22 protein-coding genes are annotated in these 19,144 nt (G+C 53.7%); 11 read left to right on the top strand and 11 right to left on the bottom strand.

Annotated elements, in window-relative coordinates; genetic code table 11:
- Nucleotides 1-20: 20 nt before the first annotated feature.
- Nucleotides 21-629 (top strand): glutathione transferase GstA, encoded by a 609-nt coding sequence (gstA, locus tag SD961_RS19665; protein ID WP_318792026.1) that lies wholly within the window; start codon nucleotides 21-23, stop codon nucleotides 627-629.
- 42 nt (nucleotides 630-671) lie between these two features.
- Here gstA and pdxY read toward each other — a convergent pair whose 3' ends face one another.
- The 5 genes from pdxY to anmK form a co-directional block, all read right to left on the bottom strand.
- A complete protein-coding gene (gene pdxY / locus SD961_RS19670) occupies nucleotides 672-1,532 on the bottom strand; it encodes a pyridoxal kinase PdxY (protein ID WP_318792027.1) in 861 nt (286 codons plus the stop codon).
- A 57-nt stretch (nucleotides 1,533-1,589) separates the two neighbouring features.
- Complete coding sequence (tyrS, locus tag SD961_RS19675; RefSeq protein WP_318792028.1) at nucleotides 1,590-2,864, bottom strand: tyrosine--tRNA ligase; 1,275 nt, start codon at nucleotides 2,862-2,864, stop codon at nucleotides 1,590-1,592.
- Between the two features lie 136 nt (nucleotides 2,865-3,000).
- On the bottom strand, nucleotides 3,001-3,657 hold the full coding sequence (gene pdxH / locus SD961_RS19680) for a pyridoxamine 5'-phosphate oxidase (RefSeq protein ID WP_318792029.1): 657 nt from the start codon (nucleotides 3,655-3,657) through the stop codon (nucleotides 3,001-3,003).
- 65 nt (nucleotides 3,658-3,722) lie between these two features.
- Complete coding sequence (locus SD961_RS19685) at nucleotides 3,723-4,034, bottom strand: MliC family protein (protein WP_318792030.1); 312 nt, start codon at nucleotides 4,032-4,034, stop codon at nucleotides 3,723-3,725.
- Nucleotides 4,035-4,055: 21 nt separating this feature from the next.
- Nucleotides 4,056-5,177 (bottom strand): anhydro-N-acetylmuramic acid kinase, encoded by a 1,122-nt coding sequence (anmK, locus tag SD961_RS19690; protein ID WP_318792032.1) that lies wholly within the window; start codon nucleotides 5,175-5,177, stop codon nucleotides 4,056-4,058.
- A gap of 276 nt (nucleotides 5,178-5,453) precedes the next feature.
- Between anmK and slyB the strand changes: the two genes are divergently transcribed.
- Complete coding sequence (slyB, locus tag SD961_RS19695) at nucleotides 5,454-5,921, top strand: outer membrane lipoprotein SlyB (protein WP_306212679.1); 468 nt, start codon at nucleotides 5,454-5,456, stop codon at nucleotides 5,919-5,921.
- Nucleotides 5,922-5,956: 35 nt separating this feature from the next.
- On the opposite strand, the gene slyA is transcribed toward slyB, so the two are convergent.
- Nucleotides 5,957-6,394: a transcriptional regulator SlyA gene (gene slyA / locus SD961_RS19700; RefSeq protein WP_306212677.1), complete on the bottom strand. Its 438-nt coding sequence runs from the start codon at nucleotides 6,392-6,394 to the stop codon at nucleotides 5,957-5,959.
- Nucleotides 6,395-6,542: 148 nt separating this feature from the next.
- On the opposite strand from slyA, the gene SD961_RS19705 reads away from it, so the two are divergent.
- Genes SD961_RS19705 through SD961_RS19715 form a run of 3 tightly spaced genes read left to right on the top strand, consistent with a single transcriptional unit; the run spans nucleotide 6,543 to nucleotide 9,654 of the window.
- A complete protein-coding gene (locus SD961_RS19705; RefSeq protein ID WP_318792033.1) occupies nucleotides 6,543-6,782 on the top strand; it encodes a DUF1656 domain-containing protein in 240 nt (79 codons plus the stop codon).
- Nucleotides 6,779-7,636, top strand: a complete 858-nt coding sequence (locus SD961_RS19710; protein ID WP_318792034.1) for an HlyD family secretion protein — start codon at nucleotides 6,779-6,781, stop codon at nucleotides 7,634-7,636. Before SD961_RS19705 ends, SD961_RS19710 begins: the two co-directional genes overlap by 4 nt.
- Entirely contained in the window at nucleotides 7,633-9,654 is a 2,022-nt protein-coding gene (locus SD961_RS19715) for an FUSC family protein (RefSeq protein ID WP_318792035.1), read from the top strand. Before SD961_RS19710 ends, SD961_RS19715 begins: the two co-directional genes overlap by 4 nt.
- Before the next feature lie 5 nt (nucleotides 9,655-9,659).
- Here SD961_RS19715 and sodC read toward each other — a convergent pair whose 3' ends face one another.
- Both sodC and SD961_RS19725 read right to left on the bottom strand, forming a co-directional pair.
- Nucleotides 9,660-10,178 carry a superoxide dismutase [Cu-Zn] SodC gene (gene sodC / locus SD961_RS19720; protein WP_318792036.1) on the bottom strand — a complete coding sequence of 173 codons (519 nt, stop codon included), beginning with the start codon at nucleotides 10,176-10,178 and terminating at the stop codon, nucleotides 9,660-9,662.
- A gap of 117 nt (nucleotides 10,179-10,295) precedes the next feature.
- Nucleotides 10,296-10,535 (bottom strand): DUF1289 domain-containing protein, encoded by a 240-nt coding sequence (locus SD961_RS19725; protein ID WP_318792037.1) that lies wholly within the window; start codon nucleotides 10,533-10,535, stop codon nucleotides 10,296-10,298.
- A gap of 236 nt (nucleotides 10,536-10,771) precedes the next feature.
- On the opposite strand from SD961_RS19725, the gene eptA reads away from it, so the two are divergent.
- The 4 genes from eptA (at nucleotide 10,772) to rnt (ending at nucleotide 15,058) form a co-directional block, all read left to right on the top strand.
- Nucleotides 10,772-12,406, top strand: coding sequence for a phosphoethanolamine transferase EptA (gene eptA / locus SD961_RS19730; protein WP_318792038.1), 1,635 nt, complete (start codon nucleotides 10,772-10,774; stop codon nucleotides 12,404-12,406).
- 209 nt (nucleotides 12,407-12,615) lie between these two features.
- Complete coding sequence (locus SD961_RS19735; protein WP_318792039.1) at nucleotides 12,616-13,719, top strand: alkene reductase; 1,104 nt, start codon at nucleotides 12,616-12,618, stop codon at nucleotides 13,717-13,719.
- A 175-nt stretch (nucleotides 13,720-13,894) separates the two neighbouring features.
- The gene (gloA, locus tag SD961_RS19740; protein WP_306212660.1) at nucleotides 13,895-14,302 is read left to right on the top strand and encodes a lactoylglutathione lyase; all 408 of its coding nucleotides are present in this window, start codon (nucleotides 13,895-13,897) and stop codon (nucleotides 14,300-14,302) included.
- Between the two features lie 105 nt (nucleotides 14,303-14,407).
- Nucleotides 14,408-15,058 (top strand): ribonuclease T, encoded by a 651-nt coding sequence (rnt, locus tag SD961_RS19745; protein WP_318792040.1) that lies wholly within the window; start codon nucleotides 14,408-14,410, stop codon nucleotides 15,056-15,058.
- Nucleotides 15,059-15,104: 46 nt separating this feature from the next.
- Here the strand turns inward: rnt and SD961_RS19750 are convergent, their stop codons facing one another.
- Entirely contained in the window at nucleotides 15,105-15,443 is a 339-nt protein-coding gene (locus SD961_RS19750; RefSeq protein ID WP_306212656.1) for a Grx4 family monothiol glutaredoxin, read from the bottom strand.
- Between the two features lie 372 nt (nucleotides 15,444-15,815).
- Between SD961_RS19750 and SD961_RS19755 the strand changes: the two genes are divergently transcribed.
- Nucleotides 15,816-16,631, top strand: coding sequence for a C40 family peptidase (locus SD961_RS19755; protein WP_318792041.1), 816 nt, complete (start codon nucleotides 15,816-15,818; stop codon nucleotides 16,629-16,631).
- Between the two features lie 38 nt (nucleotides 16,632-16,669).
- Here the strand turns inward: SD961_RS19755 and SD961_RS19760 are convergent, their stop codons facing one another.
- Nucleotides 16,670-16,759 carry a YnhF family membrane protein gene (locus SD961_RS19760; protein ID WP_318792042.1) on the bottom strand — a complete coding sequence of 30 codons (90 nt, stop codon included), beginning with the start codon at nucleotides 16,757-16,759 and terminating at the stop codon, nucleotides 16,670-16,672.
- A 272-nt stretch (nucleotides 16,760-17,031) separates the two neighbouring features.
- Here SD961_RS19760 and purR point away from each other — a divergent pair, with 272 nt between their 5' ends.
- A complete protein-coding gene (gene purR, locus SD961_RS19765) occupies nucleotides 17,032-18,057 on the top strand; it encodes an HTH-type transcriptional repressor PurR (RefSeq protein ID WP_318792043.1) in 1,026 nt (341 codons plus the stop codon).
- Nucleotides 18,058-18,128: 71 nt separating this feature from the next.
- On the opposite strand, the gene punR is transcribed toward purR, so the two are convergent.
- On the bottom strand, nucleotides 18,129-19,043 hold the full coding sequence (gene punR / locus SD961_RS19770; protein WP_318792044.1) for a DNA-binding transcriptional activator PunR: 915 nt from the start codon (nucleotides 19,041-19,043) through the stop codon (nucleotides 18,129-18,131).
- Nucleotides 19,044-19,144 lie beyond the last annotated feature (101 nt).

Genomic DNA, 19,144 nt, shown 5'->3' on the forward strand with positions numbered 1-19,144 from the left:
AATCAGCTGTAGGAGCCTGCATGAAACTCTACCTTACGTCCGGGGCTTGTTCGCTCTCGCCTCACATTGTGTTGCATGAATCTGGTCTTGATTTCACAGTGGTGTCGGTAGATTTAAAGAGCAAAAAAACCGAGCAGAACGGTGACTTTCTGGCCATCAATCCACAGGGCAAGGTACCCGCGCTGGAGCTGGATGATGGCACGATCCTGAGCGAAACCGTGGCGATTGTTCAGTATATTGCCGACCAGAAACCAGACCGCCAGCTGCTGGCACCCACGGGCTGTATGACGCGCTATCAGACGCTGGAATGGCTGAATTTTATCGCCACCGCGCTGCATGAACATTTCTATGCGCTTTACCGTTCTGGCGTGCCTGAAGAGTACCGCACTCAGGTCCGTGAGCAGTTGCAGAGCAAATTTCGCCGTGTAAACGACGCACTGGAGGGAAAACAGTGGCTGATGGGGCAGCACTTTACCGTGGCAGATGCCTACCTGTTTACGGTGATGCGTTGGGCGAAGGCGGTGAAGCTGGATTTAACCGGGCTGGATACGTTAACCACGTGGTTTGAACGAGCGGCAGAACGGCCCGCCGTGGCGGCAGCTTTACAGGCTGAAGGCGTGCAGGGCTGAAGTGTTCCCTCTGCCCTGTAGTGGCAGAGGGAATGTTAGCTGTTACAGTTTTTCTGCCGCGAAATGCTGCTGTGGATTAGCAATGCCATCCTGCGCCGCGACCAGCTGTAATTCATACTCGCCCATCTCATGGGTTTTCAGCATCACCTCATACACAGCCGCAGTGATATGCTCCAGCGCCTCCTTGAGGGATTTACCCTGCAGCAGATCTACCAGCAGCAGGCCACTGGTAAGATCGCCTACGCCCACAGGCTGTCTTACGCCGAAATCGACCAGAGGACGGCTGATATGCCAGGCTTCATCCACCGTCACCAGCAGCATTTCAAATCTGTCGCTGCGCAGGCCTGCTCTTGCCAGGTGCTTCACCAGCACCACTTTCGGCCCTTTAGCAATCAGCTCACGGGCGGTGGCAACAGCCTGCTCTACGTCGGTGACCGCGTGACCGCTCAGCATTTCCAGCTCAAGCAGGTTTGGGGCAATGATATCGCTGGCGGGCAGCGCAGAGCGGGTATGAAACTCCGCCACGCCCGGCGCCACAATGCAGCCCTTTTCCGGGTGGCCCATCACCGGATCGCAGAAATACCACGCAGCAGGGTTGGCCGCTTTTACCTGACGCACAATCTCCAGGATCTGCTCGCCCTGCTCTGCCGAGCCTAAATAGCCGCTCAGCACCGCATCGCAGGTTTTCAGACGATCAATATCAGCTATGCCTTTAACAATTTCGGTCAGATGGGTGGCGGGCATCACCACGCCGGTCCAGTGCCCATACTGCGTATGGTTAGAAAACTGAACGGTGTTCAGCGGCCAAACGTTTGCGCCCATGCGGCGCATAGGAAATTCCGACGCGCTGTTTCCCGCATGACCAAACACCGTATGCGACTGTATAGAGAGAATGTTTTTCATAACGAACCCTGCCTAAAAAGAAAGGCCGGACTGGCCGGCCTGTGGTGATGTTGTGTTTTATTTCCAGACAATCAGGCTGTAATTCTTTTTTCCACGGCGCAGCAGCGTAAAGCGGTCAAACAGGCGGTCTGCATCAGTAAAGAGGTACTCTGCACTGAGCTGAGGTTCGCCGTTAACGCTGACCGCTTTAGAGTCAATCAACTTACGGGCCTGACCTCGGGAGGGGGCCAGGTCGCCATCCACCATCGCCTGCTGCAAATCCTGTCCACGCTCCAGCTCAACGAACGGCATGCCATCCTGCGCCAGCTGCTCGAAGTCCGCTTCCGTCATCTCATTCAGCGCGCCGGAGAAAAGGCTTTTGGTGATACGTACCGCAGCGGCAAGGCCTTCTTCGCCATGCACCAGTTTTGTTACCTGCTCAGCCAGCACATATTGCGCACGAGGCGCTTTGCCGCTGTTTTTGTCTTCCTCTTCCAGCGCATTGATCTCTTCAAGGCTCATAAAGGTGAAGAATTTCAGGAAACGATACACATCAGCATCTGCGGTGTTGATCCAGAACTGGTAGAACTTGTAAGGACTGGTTTTGCTGGCATCAAGCCAGACAGCGCCGCCTTCGGTTTTACCAAATTTGGTGCCGTCCGATTTGGTGATCAGCGGCACGGTCAGGCCAAAGACCTGGTTTTGATGCAGACGACGGGTGAGATCGATGCCGGAGGTGATGTTGCCCCACTGATCGGAACCGCCAATCTGCAGCGCCACGCCATGCAGCTTGTTCAGGCAGGCAAAGTCGTAACCCTGCAGCAGGTTGTAGGAGAACTCGGTAAAGGAGATGCCCTGATCGTCACGGTTAAGGCGCTGCTTCACCGCTTCTTTATTAATCATCTGATTAACGGAGAAGTGCTTGCCAATATCACGCAGGAAGGTCAGCACATTCATGTTGCCAAACCAGTCGTAGTTATTGGCAGCGATAGCGCTGTTGTCACCGCAGTCGAAGTCGAGGAAGGGGGCAACCTGATGGCGGATTTTTTCCACCCATTCATTCACCGTCTCGTTGGTATTGAGCTTACGCTCCGCCGCTTTAAAGCTGGGATCGCCAATCAGGCCGGTGGCACCGCCCACCAGAGCGACAGGACGATGTCCGGCATCCTGGAAGCGTTTCAGGCAGAGTAACGGCACCAGATGCCCCAAATGCAAGCTGTCGGCAGTGGGATCAAAGCCGCAATAGAGTGCGATTGGCCCCTGCGCCAGTCGTTCTGCTAACGCCTCTTGATCCGTGACCTGGGCTACCAGGCCCCGCTCTTGCAATTGTGTGATCAGGTTACTGCTGGCCATCTTTGACTCCATGTAAAAAAAGTCTGCACCTTAGCTGGTACACAGCTTTCCGCTGATTCGCGGAGAAAAAATAAGGCATATAGAATAAAGCGCTGGCGCACTCTGTGCCAGCGCTTAACAGGATTATTTCAGGGGTTCAGGGTGCCAGGCGATCGATTTTCCAGCTATCCGCTTCACGCTGGTAGAAAAAGCGGTCATGAAGACGATGTTCGCCCCCCTGCCAGAACTCCATTGAATCGATTTTGATGCGGAAACCGCCCCAGAAACTGGGCAGAGGTACTTCGCCCTGCTGAAACTTCTGCTTCAGCTCCAGGAATTTGCCTTCCAGCACGCCTCTGGCGGAGATGCGGCTGGACTGTTTCGATACCCATGCACCAATCTGACTCTCGCGCGGGCGGCTGTGGAAATACTTCATCACCTCCAGCATGGAGAGTTTCTCCACCGTTCCCAGCACCATCACCTGACGCTCCAGCATGTGCCAGGGAAACAGCAGGCTGATGCGGGGATTCTGCTCCAGGTGATGAGCCTTGCGGCTGCCCAGGTTGGTATAGAACACCATGCCACGCTGATCGAAATGCTTCAGCAGCACGATGCGCTGGTAAGGTTGCCCCTGTTGGTTCACGGTTGCCACACTCATCGCCGTAGGATCGGGCAGTTGCGCCTCAACAGCCTGCCCCAGCCAGTGCTCAAACAGCACCAGCGGGTCGGCAGGCAGATCGTTACGGCGCAGGCCGCCACGGGTATATTCACGGCGCAGATGGGCGATCTGCTGCAGGTTGTCGCTTTCGTTCATCGCTCAGGCTTCAGCTTGAAGGGGGAAGCGGCATTGTGCGCTTCATCCCGATGGGTTTCAACGGGTTAACTGCCATTGAGGCGGCAGTCGTTAATAATGACTTTATCGTTTCGCTCGATAAATGCCCCGTCACCTTTAGACCAGAAAACATAGGTTCCGTCACTGTAACGGGTACCGGAGGCGGCTACCTGCTGTTTTAATGTCAGCGGGTTACCGTCAAGGATAAGGTTAACCTCCTCACGGCTATTATCAAGGATCACCGTCAGGGGTAACGTTCCGCAGGTGTAGTGCAGGGTTTTTTGCTGCTCCGGCGCTGAATGGAAATAGCTGCAGCCCGACAGTAACGTCAGCGTGGACAGTAAAAGTATCTTCTTCATTCTCTCTCCTGTGAACAGGGGTTAGCGATAATGGGCAGGATTAGCGGGATAGATAGCGCCAATCACCGAGGCTTCTTTGGCTCCCGTCACTGAGGGCAAATTTCCCGGCAGACCCGATAAGGTACGGTAAGCCAACCAGGCGAAAGCCAGCGCCTCCATATCATCACCGCTGATCCCCGCTTCATCTGTGCTGCCCACTTCGATCCCCGGAAGCTGTGCTGCCAGCCTTGACATCAGCAAAGGGTTCCTGCTGCCGCCGCCACAAACCAGCAGCCGTTCACACCCGCCGCACAGCATAACCTGTTCGGCAATAGTCACTGCGGTAAGTTCCGCCAGCGTTGCCTGGACATCCTCCGGCTGCAGTCCGGGGAAGGCAGAAAGCTGTTGCTCAACCCAGCCCAGATTAAAGTATTCGCGGCCGGTGGATTTTGGTGCCGGTAGTGAGAACCAGGGGTCGCTCAGCATTTGTTGCAGCAGCGGTGTAATAACGCTGCCCTGTCGGCCCCATTCGCCATCTTTATCATATCCTTTACCCTGATGGCGCCAGATCCAGGCGTCCAGAAGCATATTGCCGGGGCCGGTATCGTAGCCACCGATCGGTTTGCCTGGGATCAACAGCGAAAGATTGGCGATGCCACCTATGTTCAACACCATCCGGCGCTCTTCAGGGTGCATCAGAATAGCCTGATGGAAGGCGGGCACCAGCGGTGCGCCCTGCCCGCCAAGCGCCATATCGCGACGACGGAAATCCCCCACCACGGTGATGCCGGTAGCCGCGACAATCTGATTGTTATCGCCGATCTGCAACGTGTTCGGCGCCTCGCCCTGCGGCTCATGCCAGACCGTTTGCCCGTGGCAACCGATCGCCGTAATATCCTCTTTTTCAAGCCCTTCACGCTGAAGCAAGGCCTGCACCGCTTCGGCAAACGCCCGTCCCAGCTGTGTGTCTATCTGGCCCAACTGAGAGAGCGTTAACGACTGTCCCTGACAGATCCCCAATACTGCCTGACGCAAAGCTGGCGGCATGGGGTGGCAGTAGCTCGCCTGCTGCGCCACCATATGCTCATCAATGGCAGCCAGCACCACATCAATGCCATCCAGGCTGGTGCCGGACATAACGCCAATATAGCGTCCTGATTTCATTGTTTCGCCTTACCCGCTGGGGTTTGCTGGATTTCCTGCCTACAGCGTCGCAAAATCAGGCGGGCAATTCTATGATTAACTAACCATTTTTGAAGGCTGGCTGGATATTTAACTCTCTTTACGCAATTTTGCAGCTGATTGATTTATGGTTTATGCATGTTGCGCTACGCTGGGGGTAGCAGTTTTTTTACCCAACTTAGCGGCTTGTGCCATATAATTACCCTATTGAACGCTGCGCAATTATCTGCAGCAAATGGAAAACTAAGGAGTTTTACGATGATTAAGCGTTTATTAGTCGTGGCACTGACTGGCGTGACATTGGCAGGATGCAGCAACACTGACACCCTTTCTGGCGATGTTTACAGTGCCTCAGAAGCCAAGCAAGTGCAAAACGTCACCTACGGAACGCTGGTATCCGTCCGCCCGGTTCAGATTCAGGGCGGGGATGACAATAATGTCATCGGTGCAATCGGCGGTGCGGTATTGGGAGGCTTCCTGGGTAATACTCTGGGCGGCGGAACGGGCCGTAGCCTTGCTACCGCAGCTGGCGCAGTGGCTGGCGGGGTCGCAGGTCAGGGCGTACAGGGCGCCGCTAACAAAACGCAGGGTGTGGAGCTGGAAATCCGCAAAGATGACGGCAATACAATTATGGTGGTGCAGAAACAGGCGGCCAGCCGCTATGCCGTAGGCCAGCGTGTAACAATGGCCTCTAACGGAAGCCAGGTCACCGTTTCACCACGATAAGTAACAATAAAAAAACCGGCCTCAGCCGGTTTTTTTTATTCATCCCGACCCTGTAGTTCCAGGATGTTTTTTTCGAGACGGGCTATCAGCGTCACCAGTTTGTCGATTTCACTTTGTGAAATACCTGACAAAATATCATCCCGGGTGGCATCAATAACATGTTCAACCTGGGTGATGATGGGTGCGGCTTCAACCGTGAGCTTAATCCGCTTAGCGCGGCGATCGCTGGCACAGGTCGTTCGGGTTATTAGCCCCTTCTCCTCCAGCTGATCCAGCGTACGCACCAGCGAGGGCTGCTCAATACCGATCGCCTTGGCTAGCTGAATTTGTGACTGTTCAGGCGGCAGCTGATGAATATTGTGCAGCGTCACCCAGTGCGTCTGCGTGAGTTCCAGGGGTTTAAGGCGCTGATCGATCAGTGAACGCCAGATACGCACCAGTCTGGCGAGATCCGTTCCTAATGGGGTATCCAATTTCATCTCCTTATAATTAGCTTGCTAGCTATCATGCCTCATTTTAGACTATTCTGCGAGTTTACAGGACAAAATACAAATTCATCCCTTTTGAAACGTATTGATTACCCGGCGCGCCGCAAACGGCCTGGCAAGAAGGATTTACTTCGTGGATAACGCACATTTCTCCTCCTCCTCACCGCTAACAGACCTGGTTTTTGGCGCCTCGGTGTTTTTTCCACCGATTTTCAAAGCCGTACTGCTGGGGTTTTTCTTCTGGCTGTTACTTCATCCCCTGCTGCGGGGCTGGATCTACTCTGGCGAAATCTGGCACCCAACGCTGCTGGATCTTTCTCTCTTTATTCTTTGCGTCAGCGTTTCGCTGTGGCTGCTGCAGGTGAACGGATGAAATTCAGCACATTAAAATATTTTTCCACGGTGATTTTCTTTGCGGCGGCGCTCTGTGCCGGATGGTGGTTGTGGAATTATTATATGCAGTCACCCTGGACCCGGGATGGCAAAGTCCGCGCAGAGCTGGTGAATATCACTCCGCAGGTTTCCGGGCGCATTGCGCAACTGGCGATCAAAGATAATCAGTTTGTCACCAGAGGCACGACATTACTGACGTTAGATGATGAACCTTACCGGATTGCCGTGCTGAATGCTGAGGCACAGTTGGCAAAAGCGCAGTCTGATTTGCTGAAAGCGCAACATGAAGCGCGCCGTCGTCAGAGTCTGCCACGCAATGTGATCTCCGCAGAGGATCTGGATGCGGCCAACCTCAGCGCCAAAGGCATGGCCGCGACGGCAAAGGCGGCTCAGGCAGAACTGGAGCAGGAGCAATGGAACCTGTCGCAAACCAGGATAACAGCACCAACCGACGGCTGGATAACTAACCTGGTGGTACGTCCCGGAAATTATGCCACCAGCGGTACCCCACTGTTTGCGCTGGTCGACAGCCATTCGTTTTACGTAATGGGCTATTTTGAAGAAACCAAGCTGCGGCATATCCGTGCAGGTTATAAGGCCAGCGTGCGTCTCTATAGCGATAACCGGGCGTTACAGGGCGAGGTCGAGAGCATTGGCCGGGCTATTTATGATCAGAGCGTTGAAACTGACAGCGGTCTGGTACCAGATATCAAACCAAACGTGCCGTGGGTGCGTCTGGCTCAGCGCGTTCCGGTTCGTATCCGCCTGACCACTATTCCTGCGGATCTGCCGCTGGTGGCGGGAACCACCTGTAGCATCTCTATTCAGCCATGAATTTCAGTTGGCTTGCCTGGCAAAACCTTCCGTGGTGTAAAGCCACCGCAGGACAGTGGCGTTACGCCCTCCGCAATGCCATTGCCATGTGTCTGGCGCTGAGTATTGCCTATGGGCTTCAGCTGGATGAACCCTACTGGGCAATGACTTCGGCCGCCGTGGTCAGTTTCCCCACCGTAGGCGGCGTCATCAGCAAAAGTCTGGGGCGCATCGCCGGTAGCCTGCTGGGAGCAGGCGCAGCGCTGCTGATTGCCGGGCATACGCTTAATGAACCCTGGCTGTTTGCCCTGTCGATGTCCGCCTGGCTGGCACTTTGTACCTGGATTGCCAATCATTATCAAAACAACGTCGCCTACGCCTTCTCTCTGGCCGGATACACAGCGGCGATCATCGCTTTTACCACGGTTAATATCACCGATATCAACGATCTGTGGAATATTACTCAGGCACGGGTGTGTGAAGTGATTTCAGGCATCTTGTGTGGCGGGTTGATGATGATGATCCTGCCGAGCACCTCAGACGGCGATACGCTGATCCAGTCATTAAAAGCGATGCATACCCGTCTGCTGGAGCATGCCGGGCTGCTGTTGCAGCGTGAAACCACCGATAATGTTCGCAGCGCGCATGAGAGCGTTATCGGTCAGATCCTGACCATGAACCTGTTAAGGATCCAGGCGTTCTGGAGCCACTACCGTTTTCGCCGTCAGAACAATGTACTCAACTATGTTCTTCACCAGCAGCTGCGGCTGACCAGCGTCATCTCCAGCCTGCGCCGTATGCTGCTTAACTGGCCCGAGCCGCCGGAGATCCTCTTTACCACGCTACAGGCGCTGCTCAACGAGCTGGCAAAACCGGAGTGTAATAAATACCGTCTGGCGCAAATTCTGAGTCAGGCTGCCCCTGACGACAAGCAAGATTATCGCCATCAGGCCTTCTGGCACCGCTTGCGCTATTTCTGCTGGCTCTATCTGAATATCAGCCGCTGGCTGAGGCAGTTTGAACGGGCTGATGCCGACACGACTCTCTCTCCACCGGCCGTCCCGGCGCTGGCACGCCATGCCGACAGTGCTGAAGCGAGCTGGAGCGCATTGCGAACTTTTATCGTTATTCTGCTGGGATGCGCCTTCACTATTACCACCCAGTGGGATGCCGGTGATGCCGCCATAACCCTTGCTGCCATTAGCTGCGTGCTCTATTCGTCAGTGCCTTCTCCCAGCAACAGCGTCTCGTTGTTGCTGAAAACGCTGCTGCTGTTGAGCCTCTTCAGCTTCATCATCAAATTTGGTCTGATGGTGCAGATCAGCGTGCTGTGGCAGTTTCTACTCTTTCTTTTCCCTTTGCTCATCACGCTCCAGCTCTTTAAGCTGCAACAGAAAAACCGCGCCAGCCTCTGGGCGCAGCTGATTGTTTTTGGCGGATCGTTTCTGGCGGTCACTAACCCGCCTGTTTATGATTACCAGGCGTTTCTGAACGATAATCTGGCAAAGGTGTTTGGCGTGATGCTGGCCTGGCTGGCCTTTCAGATCCTGCGTCCCAGCTCGGATAAACGCCGCAGCCGCAGGCACATCCGTGCTCTGCGTCGGGAATTTCTCGACCAGCTCAGCCGGCGTCCTCACCTCAGTCAAAGCACGTTTGAATCGCTGATCTACCATCGGGTCAATCAACTCAACAGCAGTCGCGACGATCGGGCTCGTTTATGGTTGCTGCGCTGGGGCGTGGTGCTGCTGAACTGCTCACATATTGTCTGGCAGCTGCGTGAGTGGCACAGTGAGGCCAGTGAGCTGACCGATATGCGCGAGGTGACGCTGCAAAATTTACACCGAATCATCGGCGAACGCGGTGTGCATCACCATTCACTGGCGCAAACGCTGGAAGAGTTAGCGCAGAGAATTGAAAGGTTGCAGGCCATCGGCAATGACGAGGCCAGCGAGCTGGCGGGAATTATCTGGCGGCTTTTTTGTTCACTCTCTCAGTTGCAACAGGCGCTGCCGGAAGAGGCACGTGCGGCAGGCGCCTGATGCGATCAGATCACGCCGCAGGCGAAGCGATCGCCTCCGCCGCCCAGCGGTTTCGGCATATCCGCATGATTATCGCCGCCCATGTGGATCATCAAAGCTTTGCCTTTGATTTCCGAGAGTTTTTTGATGCGCGGTGCCAGTACCGGATAAGTTGCCATGCCATCGTCGGTCACAAACAAGGCGGGCAAATCGCCCAGGTGTCCGTTCTGCCAGGGTCCAAGATGTTTACCCGCCCCCGACGGGTCCAGATGTCCGCCAGCCGCTCCGGCCGGAACAATTTTACCCTCTTTGGTTTGCGGTTCGCAGCTCCCTTTTGCGTGAACATGAAAACCATGAATGCCCGCAGAGAGGTCATGGAGTGCTGGCGTGAAGGTGATGCCGTAAGGCGTCTCTTCCAGCGTTACGATACCCAGGCTCTCACCTGCTCCTTGCGGAGTAGCCAGCTTTATATCAACTTTTTCACTGGCCGCCTGCGCAAAACAACCTGTTGCCAACAGCAGCGCCATCAGAGTTATACGTTTCATACATTTCCCTTATCTCATCCAGAGTGGAGCTATAAGCCTGGTAAGTTTCAGAGAAAATGCCTGTTAAAACCGCTTTATTGACTCTTTTTTACCTGTGCCATCACCAGACCGGCACGCTTAAAACAGCGAAGGCTGTTCCGGCTCATCAGGAACCTCCGTTTTGCCCGCACGCTGCAAACGAAGATAGCGCTGGCGACAGAGGCGGATCACCTCCCGCTTTTGCGCATCGGTAAATTTCATCCAGTTGAAGCGCTCTTCACGACTTCTGAGACAACCACGGCAGTAGCCGCGTTCGTCAGACTGACAAATCCCCCGACAGGGACTTGGCACCGGGAAAAACTCAAGTTGTTCTGCCACCGCCCCTCCTGAATATATGCCAGTCTCTTATTGAAGATCGGTTATTCCCCGACCGCAAGTCTGAATGCTTTTTTTTTGCTCTGCAGGCGGTAGCCAGCCTGACCCTTTCTTACGCATAACTCACAGGTAACAGGCGACTATTTCCTGCGGGAGTTCGCATTGTTGAGCACGGATTAAGGTTTCACTAAGGTTACGACGCTAAGCTTTCCGCAGAATTTATTTTTTCATGGAACGCTATGAAACGCTTATTTAAGTTACGGTGTAACGAAAACGCCTTCAACCTTTATGTTACTATTTTCTTTACTTTTATTCTCAATGCGTTGTTTCTTATGCGTGCCTGGGAGACGATCCCCTACACGACATTTCATGATTATATTTTTGCTGCCACTCTGCCGGTGGTGCTGTTTTGTGCCTACCTGATTATCTTCAGCGTGGCTGCTGTTCCCTGGTTCCGTAAACCTTTGCTAATCATTTTAGTGCTGGCAGGGGCCGCTGCGAACTATTTCATCTACAGCTTCGGCACCGTCATTGACACAAATATGATCCAGAATGTCTTTGAAACTGACGCCCAGGAGGCCGCTGCGTTATTCAGCCTTCGTTATCTGCTGTGGATAACGGCTTTAGGTATCGTGCCCGCCGTATTAATTGCAGCCGTAAAAATTACTACTCATCGTCCCTGGTGGATGAACATCGCTATACGAGCCCTGACCGTGATGGCAGCGGTTGCCGTGGTTTTGCTGGTAGCCGCTCTTTTCTATAAAGATTACGCCTCACTGATCCGTAATAACAAAGGGCTGGTCAAAATGATCACCCCTGTTAATGTGGTCAGCAGCGTGGGCCATTATGCAGATAATCGCTGGTTTGCTGGCAATCAGACGCTGGTGCGAATTGGTCAGGATGCGAAGAAAGGGCCACTAATCAGGGCGGAAAAGAAAAAAACGCTGGTGATCTTTGTGCTGGGTGAAACAGGCCGGGCAGAAAACTTTTCCCTGGGTGGCTATGCCCGCGAAACCAATCCTGAGTTGAAAAAGGAGAATGTTATTTACTATCAGAACGCAACCTCCTGCGGCACCGAAACCGCCATCTCTGTCCCCTGCATGTTCTCCAATATGCCGCGTGAACATTATGATGCCAGCCTGGCACGTCATCAGGAAGGCGTGCTGGATGTGATGGCCCATGCTGGGGTAAACGTTTTGTGGCGTGAAAATGATGGCGGTTGTAAAGGTGCCTGCGATCGCGTGCCCCATACCGACATGACAAAATGGAATGTCAGGGCGCTTTGTAAAAGTGATTACTGCCTGGATGACGTGCTGTTGCACCGCCTGGACAAATATATTGACAGCGTGAAGGACGACACGGTTATTGTGCTGCATCAGATGGGGAGCCACGGACCTGCCTATTATCTGCGTTACCCGGCGGCGATGCGCAAGTTCACCCCAACCTGCGACAGTAATCAGATTCAGGATTGCGAACACCAGGCTTTAGTGAATACTTATGACAACTCGATCCTCTATACCGATGCCATGGTGGCCAGCACCATCAGCCTGCTGAAATCCCGGAGTGATAAATTCAACGTGGCGCTGGTCTATCTCTCCGATCATGGGGAATCACTTGGGGAACACGGCATGTATCTGCATGGCGCACCCTATGTGTTTGCTCCCTCCCAGCAGACGCACATTCCTTTCCTGCTCTGGATGTCGCCAGATTACGCCAGCGCCTTTGGCATCAGTCAGGATTGTCTTCACCAGGCCGCCAGAACTGAGGCGGTGTCACAGGACAACATCTTCCATACACTGCTGGGAATGATGAATGTGCAAACCAAAGAGTATCAGCCAACTCTGGATATGATCCGATCGTGCCAGGCGCACTAGCCCTGTTTGTACCAGACCTGCCGGTCTGGTACGCTAGCTGAATACGCTATTTTTGCAGGCGAAAATGCTTGCCTGCGCTAAGCTCATCCTCTCTCTATACTTCCAGAGAGCGCACTTAGGGTTAATGCCTGGCAGAAGATAACGCGTAGGCTGCCAGCGCTAGTAAAAAAAAGACTTTTATCTAGTCGACCGGTCTACCAGGAGAAATAATGGAATTGAAAAAACTGTTCACCCCTTTAAAAACGGGTGCGATTACCGTTCCTAACCGCATTTTCATGGCCCCTCTGACCCGACTGCGCAGTATTGAACCGGGCGATATTCCTACTCCACTGATGGGTGAATATTACCGCCAGCGTGCCAGTGCGGGACTGATCATCACTGAAGCGACACAAATTTCTGCACAGGCTAAAGGCTACGCCGGTGCACCTGGCCTGCACTCAGCAGCGCAAATTTCTGCCTGGAAGGCGATCAATACAGGCATTCACCAGGCGGGCGGCCACAGCGCCGTTCAGCTCTGGCATACCGGCCGTATTTCCCACACCAGCGTACAGCCAGAGGGTAAAGCCCCGGTTTCCTCTTCTGCCATCAACGCAGAAACCCGTACTTCCCTGCGTAATGAGCAGGGAGAGGCAATACGTGAAGCCACATCCACTCCGCGCGCGCTTGAAGTAAATGAGATTGCAGAGGTGGTTAATGATTTCCGTCAGGCGGTGACTAATGCCCGTGAAGCGGATTTTGACCTGGTAGAGCTACACTCCGCACACGGTTATCTGATCCATCAGTTCCTCTCGCCAGCATCTAACCAGCGCACGGACAGCTACGGTGGCAGCGTAGAAAACCGCACCCGCTTTGCGCTGGAAGTGGTTGATGCTGCTATTGCCGCCTGGAGCGCTGACCGCATCGGGATCCGCATCTCCCCTCTTGGCCCGTTCAACGGCCTGGATAATGGTGAAGATCAGGAAGCCGCCGCGATCTACTACATCACTGAGCTGGCGAAGCGTAATCTGGCTTATCTGCACATTTCCGAGCCTGACTGGGCCGGAGGCAAGCCTTACAGCGAAGCGTTCCGTAAAGCCATTCGTAACGTCTACCCGGGCGTGATTGTGGGTGCTGGCGCATATACCGCCGAAAAAGCAGAAGATTTGATTGAAAAAGGGCTGATTGACGCCGCTGCCTTTGGCCGCGTTTATATTGCTAACCCGGATCTGGTTGAACGCCTGCGTGAAAACGCTCCGCTTAACGCACAGCGTCCAGAGCTGTTCTACGGCGGCGGTGCAGAAGGATATACCGATTATCCTTCACTCGCCGGATAAGAGTTAACAGAGAAAATCAGGCTGCGCCCGACGCGGCCTGTAAAGCGTTGAAAAGCCTTGCTTGCTGTTTATTTCCCCGCAGGCAGAGCCTTCTGATTACCCTGCCAGAAAATCATCGCTATACTTATTTTTTTAACCGTTATCGGATGATAACGTTTTTCACAAAGAGGATGTTATGCGCTTACTTCACACCATGCTTCGCGTTGGCGATCTGCAGCGTTCCGTTGATTTTTATACTAAAGTTCTGGGCATGCGTCTGCTGCGCACCAGCGAAAATACCGAATATAAATACACGCTTGCTTTCGTGGGCTACACCGAGGAGAGCGAAGGTGCAGTGATTGAACTGACCTATAACTGGGGTCAGGAGAGCTACAATCTGGGCGACGCATACGGTCATATTGCGCTGGGCGTGGATGACGTTGCGGCTACCTGCGATCGTATCCGTCAGGACGGTGGCAACGTAACGCGCGAAGCTGGCCCGGTTAAAGGCGGTACCACTATCATCGCCTTCGTTGAAGATCCGGATGGCTATAAAATCGAACTGATTGAGAACAAGCATGCAGGTCACGGTCTGGGTGCCTGATTTTCCAGGGTGCCTTAAAGGCACCCTTCTTCTCCCTTCCCCTGCTGCATCTCGCGGTGAAATTTGCCATAATGCGCGCTGCATTTTTTCGCCAATGAGATCCTGATGTCTGAATCGAACCAACTGAACACCCTCAGCAGCCGTTTTCGCGGCTTTTATCCGGTAGTGATCGATGTGGAAACCGCTGGATTTGACGCGAAGACCAATGCGCTACTGGAAGTGGCTGCCGTCACCCTGAAAATGGATGAAAATGGCTGGCTGGAGAAAGACCAAACGCTCCATTTCCACGTTGAGCCGTTTGAAGGTTCTGTTCTGCAACCTGAAGCATTGGCTTTTAACGGCATTGACCCCTCTGACCCGCTTCGTGGTGCGGTGAGTGAATATGAAGCCCTGCATGCCATATTTAAACTTGTGCGCAAAGGGATTAAAGATCGGGACTGCAATCGCGCCATTATGGTTGCGCATAATGCCACCTTTGATCTCAATTTCATGAACGCGGCCGCTGAACGTACCGGTCTGAAACGCAACCCCTTCCATCCTTTCGTCACCTTTGATACGGCCGCGTTAAGCGGGCTGGTATTAGGGCAAACGGTGCTGGCAAAAGCCTGTGCGGCGGCGGGGATGGCGTTTGACAGTAATCAGGCGCATTCCGCTTTGTACGATACAGTGCAAACGGCCGATCTGTTCTGTGAGCTGGTAAACCGCTGGAAACGGCTGGGCGGCTGGCCTCTTCCCGCGCCGGTAAGCGCAGGATAAAAAAAGGGCGAGGAATTTTTCCTCGCCCTTTTACTTTCTGACTCGCTTATTCAGCGGTGTCAGAAGGATATTTTTGCGCAGTTTCTTTGATCAGCTGCTGCAATTCGCCCTGCTGATACATCTGAATGATAATGTCGCAACCGCCGACCAGTTCACCATCCACCCACAGCTGCGGGAAAGTCGGCCAGTTGGCATACTTAGGTAATTCCGCGCGAATTTCCGGATTCAACAAAATGTCCACATAGGCGAAACGTTCGCCACAGGCTGACAGCGCCTGAACGGCCTGTGCCGAGAAGCCGCAGCTTGGCAGTTTCGGTGAACCTTTCATGTAGAGCAGAATCGGGTTTTCTGCTATCTGGCGCTCAATTTTCTCAACGGTACTCATAAATGGCTTCCTTAATCGGATACTTCGTGTCTATTTAGTGTAGCGACTCTGTCCGCACGATGAAAACGACATTTTACTAAGAGCATTTTCGGCTGCTGCGCCTTACAAGCCCAGGCGGATACATTAAAATAACATTTTCCAGAGGTTATTGCAGCGCTGATGGCGGTAAACTGGATAAGGTTTGCGCAGATAACCAGCTGATTTGGCTTATTTTTACAGGTTTTACTTGTTCTGCATCATTGAAACAAAAAAGACCTTACCTTTTGTTAAACAGTTAGATTAGAATTGCCCCATGAGCCTGCTGCAAAGCAGATATCCCTGTTTTTGGCACGCTTTGGCCGCTGGTCGAAGCACAAACTGTTAATGGTAACGATGCGTTTACTCATCACCCTCTTTATGCTGGCGCTTGCTCAGCTCTTTTTTAACGTGGCGCACGCATCGCCACACGCCCCCGTTAATGCCAGTCATCATAAGAAAGACGCCGGTACGCCAGCCCGCGAAGATGAGCGACGTAAACGCCGGCCGGTTAAAGCAAGCTCGACTAAAAAAGTTAAAGAGTCCACCAGCAAGAAATCCCGCTTAACCTCCGTGTCAAAGCTCAAGCTTAAAAAGAAGGCCTCTCCAACTGCCGCCGTTACCCCCAGCAGATATAAAAAGAAAAGCGTTAATGAGAGTAAAAAACGTTACGGACGGCATCGCGGTAAAACAGCGCAAATGGAAGCGCTGACTGCCGATCTCGACCCGGCACCCCTGAAGTTGAGCAAGGCGCATCGTGCCCGCTATCAGAAAGCGCGTGAAACCGCGATGAACAAACTGATGGGCCAGCTGGGTAAACCCTATCAATGGGGCGGAACCTCACCGAAAACCGGCTTCGACTGTAGCGGGCTGGTCTGGTATGCCTATAAAGATTTGGTGAAATTTAAGATCCCCCGCACCGCTAACGAAATGTATCATCTGCGTGATGCCGCCTCGATCAAACGTGATGAGCTGGAAAAAGGGGATTTGGTCTTCTTCCGCATTAATGGACGCGGGGTTGCCGACCATGTTGGTGTCTATCTGGGTGACGGTAAGTTCATTCAGTCCCCGCGTACCGGCAAGGATATTCAGGTCAGCGCGCTGGGCGAAGATTACTGGCAGCGTCACTATATTGGCGCCCGTCGAATGATGACGCCGAAAACCATCCGCTAAGGGTTATAAAGGGGCCTGTAATCAGGCCCCTGTTAAAGTTAGTGTATGATGGCGGTAAAGCTAAACGCCATAATCATCACCAGGGCGCAAACCGTGGTCAGTAATGAGAACTTTAAATCGGTATCCATATTTTACCTGAATAACCCTACAGTTAATGGTGCTTTCAATTTTCCCATACTTATCGGTAAAAATCTCGTTTTCTCTGCTCAGCCTTGTTAGAATTCTCTTTGTTGCGCAACGCCCGCTCAGCCACCATTCTGCGGACGAACCACTCTTTTCCTTCCTGACGAATCCGGCAGCAACTTAAAACGATTTAAGCCGTCAGGTTTTATTCTTTCCAGGCAAACGATTAACAACAGTCTTATCAACACGTTGAGATAAGCGCAGGAGTAGCTAGTACATGGCAACAATTAAAGATGTGGCAAAGCAGGCCGGGGTGTCGACCACCACCGTCTCCCACGTCATCAATAAAACCCGCTTTGTCGCCGAAGAGACGCGGGAGGCCGTCTGGGCTGCAATTAAATCGCTGCACTATTCCCCCAGTGCGGTGGCCCGCAGTCTCAAGGTTAATCACACCAGGACTATTGGTCTGTTAGCCACCTCCAGTGAAGCGCCCTATTTTGCCGAGATTATTGAAGCGGTGGAAAACTGCTGTTTCGCAAAAGGCTATACCCTGATCCTGGGCAATGCCCATAACGATCTGCAAAAGCAGCAGGCCTATCTGTCGATGATGGCGCAAAAGCGCGTGGACGGTCTGCTGGTCATGTGCTCTGAGTATCCCGATCCGCTGATCAAAATGCTGGAAGAGAACCGCAATATCCCGATGGTAGTCATGGACTGGGGCGAGTCTCGCGGAGACTTCACAGATACCGTGCTGGATAACGCTTTTGAGGGCGGCTATCTGGCCGGGCGCTATCTGATCGATAGGGGTCACCGCGATATCGGCGTGATCCCCGGACAAATGGAGCGCAATACCGGCGGCGGTCGTCATGCCGGCTTCCTGAAAGCGCTGGCTGAAGCCAACATTACCCTTCGTAAAGAGTGGCTGGTGCAGGGTGATTTCGAACCGGAGTCGGGTTATCAGGCGATGCAGCAGATTTTATCGCAAAAACAGCGACCGACGGCGGTCTTTTGTGGCGGTGACGTAATGGCCATGGGCGCAATTTGCGCTGCGGACGAGATGGGCTTACGGGTCCCGCAGGATATATCGGTGATCGGTTATGATAACGTGCGCAACGCCCGTTACTTCACGCCAGCTCTGACTACCGTTCATCAGCCTAAAGAGCGTTTAGGCGAGACCGCTTTCGATATGCTGCTGGACCGCATCACCAGCAAACGGGAAGATCCACAGACCATTGAAGTACATCCTTCACTGATCGAACGCCGCTCGGTCGCTGACGGTCCTTTCCTGGATTACCGCCGCTAAGCCTCCTGCGTCTCTCTTTTTTGCTGCAACCGGGGGCATACTCTGCCCCTGGCTTGCGCTGTTCAGGCTTTTTACTCTTCCTCGCGCAGCCATTCGCTGTTCAGCGTATCGCTTTCACCCAGATAATCGAGTAGCCAGCTCAGCGCCGGGGACGCCTGTTGTTCAGACCAGCTGACGCAGCAGGGACTGTCGGGGAAACTGGCTACAAGCCTGAGCTCGTGCAGTGTGCCCTGCTTCAACAGCGGCCGGGCAAAATGTCCCGGCACCATGCCCACGCACAGCCCGGCTGAAAGACAGTCGAAGGCACTTTCCCAATCCGGTACCACCAGCCGCCGCTGGTTATCCAGGGTCCAGGTTGTTCGCTTGGGGAGTGCTCGCGAGGTGTCCTCCAGCACCAGCGAAGGCCATTCCCGGATCGCCTCTTCGCTGATAACCTGCTCCCTGTGCTGCGCCAGAGGATGATCTGCTGCCACCACGCAGCGCCAGTTCAGCGCTCCCATATCGCGAAAGGCAAAACGGCCGCCCACCGGAATAGCCTGAGTAGCACCGATGGCCACATCAACCCTGCCATCCGCCAGCGCATCCCAGACGCCGTTGAACACCTCTGGCGACAGATGCAGCTCCATATCCGGAAAATGGCGATAGAAGTCCACCACCAGCTGGCGCGTGCGCTGAGGTTTGACTATCCGATCGACGGCAATATTGATCTGTCCACGCCAGCCGTTGGCTACCTGCTGACACTGCCGCCGGGTGGCGAGCATTTTTTTGATAACACCACGCCCTTCCTGCACAAATACCCGTCCGGCTTCGGTCAGCACCACATCCCGGTGCCGCCGTTCAAACAGGGGTACCGCCAGCCACTCCTCCAGCTGCCGCACCGTATAGCTGATAGCTGAGGGGACGCGGTGCAGCTCAGCCGCGGCTGCGGTGAAACTGCCCGAACGGGCAACGGCATCAACAACTTCCAAAGCGTGCTCTGACCACATAACCTGCCTGCAAATTTTTTGAAGGGAACAGGCAAATATTACCGTTTCACAAGCTGGATGGCACGCGATTACACTCTGCGGCGTTTGATTCATTACCCATA

Origin of the sequence: Erwinia sp. MMLR14_017, assembly GCF_033657285.1 — a bacterium.
Taxonomy (GTDB): domain Bacteria; phylum Pseudomonadota; class Gammaproteobacteria; order Enterobacterales; family Enterobacteriaceae; genus Erwinia.

What these genes read in the sequence shown, in the direction of transcription:
- sodC (WP_318792036.1), bottom strand. Translation starts at nt 10,178, where the DNA reads ATGAAACGTATAACTCTGATGGCGCTGCTGTTGGCAACAGGTTGTTTT.
- gloA (WP_306212660.1), top strand. Translation starts at nt 13,895, where the DNA reads ATGCGCTTACTTCACACCATGCTTCGCGTTGGCGATCTGCAGCGTTCC.
- eptA (WP_318792038.1), top strand. Translation starts at nt 10,772, where the DNA reads ATGAAACGCTTATTTAAGTTACGGTGTAACGAAAACGCCTTCAACCTT.
- SD961_RS19685 (WP_318792030.1), bottom strand. Translation starts at nt 4,034, where the DNA reads ATGAAGAAGATACTTTTACTGTCCACGCTGACGTTACTGTCGGGCTGC.
- gstA (WP_318792026.1), top strand. Translation starts at nt 21, where the DNA reads ATGAAACTCTACCTTACGTCCGGGGCTTGTTCGCTCTCGCCTCACATT.
- punR (WP_318792044.1), bottom strand. Translation starts at nt 19,043, where the DNA reads ATGTGGTCAGAGCACGCTTTGGAAGTTGTTGATGCCGTTGCCCGTTCG.
- tyrS (WP_318792028.1), bottom strand. Translation starts at nt 2,864, where the DNA reads ATGGCCAGCAGTAACCTGATCACACAATTGCAAGAGCGGGGCCTGGTA.
- slyB (WP_306212679.1), top strand. Translation starts at nt 5,454, where the DNA reads ATGATTAAGCGTTTATTAGTCGTGGCACTGACTGGCGTGACATTGGCA.
- SD961_RS19755 (WP_318792041.1), top strand. Translation starts at nt 15,816, where the DNA reads ATGCGTTTACTCATCACCCTCTTTATGCTGGCGCTTGCTCAGCTCTTT.
- SD961_RS19735 (WP_318792039.1), top strand. Translation starts at nt 12,616, where the DNA reads ATGGAATTGAAAAAACTGTTCACCCCTTTAAAAACGGGTGCGATTACC.
- SD961_RS19715 (WP_318792035.1), top strand. Translation starts at nt 7,633, where the DNA reads ATGAATTTCAGTTGGCTTGCCTGGCAAAACCTTCCGTGGTGTAAAGCC.
- purR (WP_318792043.1), top strand. Translation starts at nt 17,032, where the DNA reads ATGGCAACAATTAAAGATGTGGCAAAGCAGGCCGGGGTGTCGACCACC.
- SD961_RS19710 (WP_318792034.1), top strand. Translation starts at nt 6,779, where the DNA reads ATGAAATTCAGCACATTAAAATATTTTTCCACGGTGATTTTCTTTGCG.
- rnt (WP_318792040.1), top strand. Translation starts at nt 14,408, where the DNA reads ATGTCTGAATCGAACCAACTGAACACCCTCAGCAGCCGTTTTCGCGGC.
- pdxH (WP_318792029.1), bottom strand. Translation starts at nt 3,657, where the DNA reads ATGAACGAAAGCGACAACCTGCAGCAGATCGCCCATCTGCGCCGTGAA.
- SD961_RS19760 (WP_318792042.1), bottom strand. Translation starts at nt 16,759, where the DNA reads ATGGATACCGATTTAAAGTTCTCATTACTGACCACGGTTTGCGCCCTG.
- pdxY (WP_318792027.1), bottom strand. Translation starts at nt 1,532, where the DNA reads ATGAAAAACATTCTCTCTATACAGTCGCATACGGTGTTTGGTCATGCG.
- SD961_RS19750 (WP_306212656.1), bottom strand. Translation starts at nt 15,443, where the DNA reads ATGAGTACCGTTGAGAAAATTGAGCGCCAGATAGCAGAAAACCCGATT.
- anmK (WP_318792032.1), bottom strand. Translation starts at nt 5,177, where the DNA reads ATGAAATCAGGACGCTATATTGGCGTTATGTCCGGCACCAGCCTGGAT.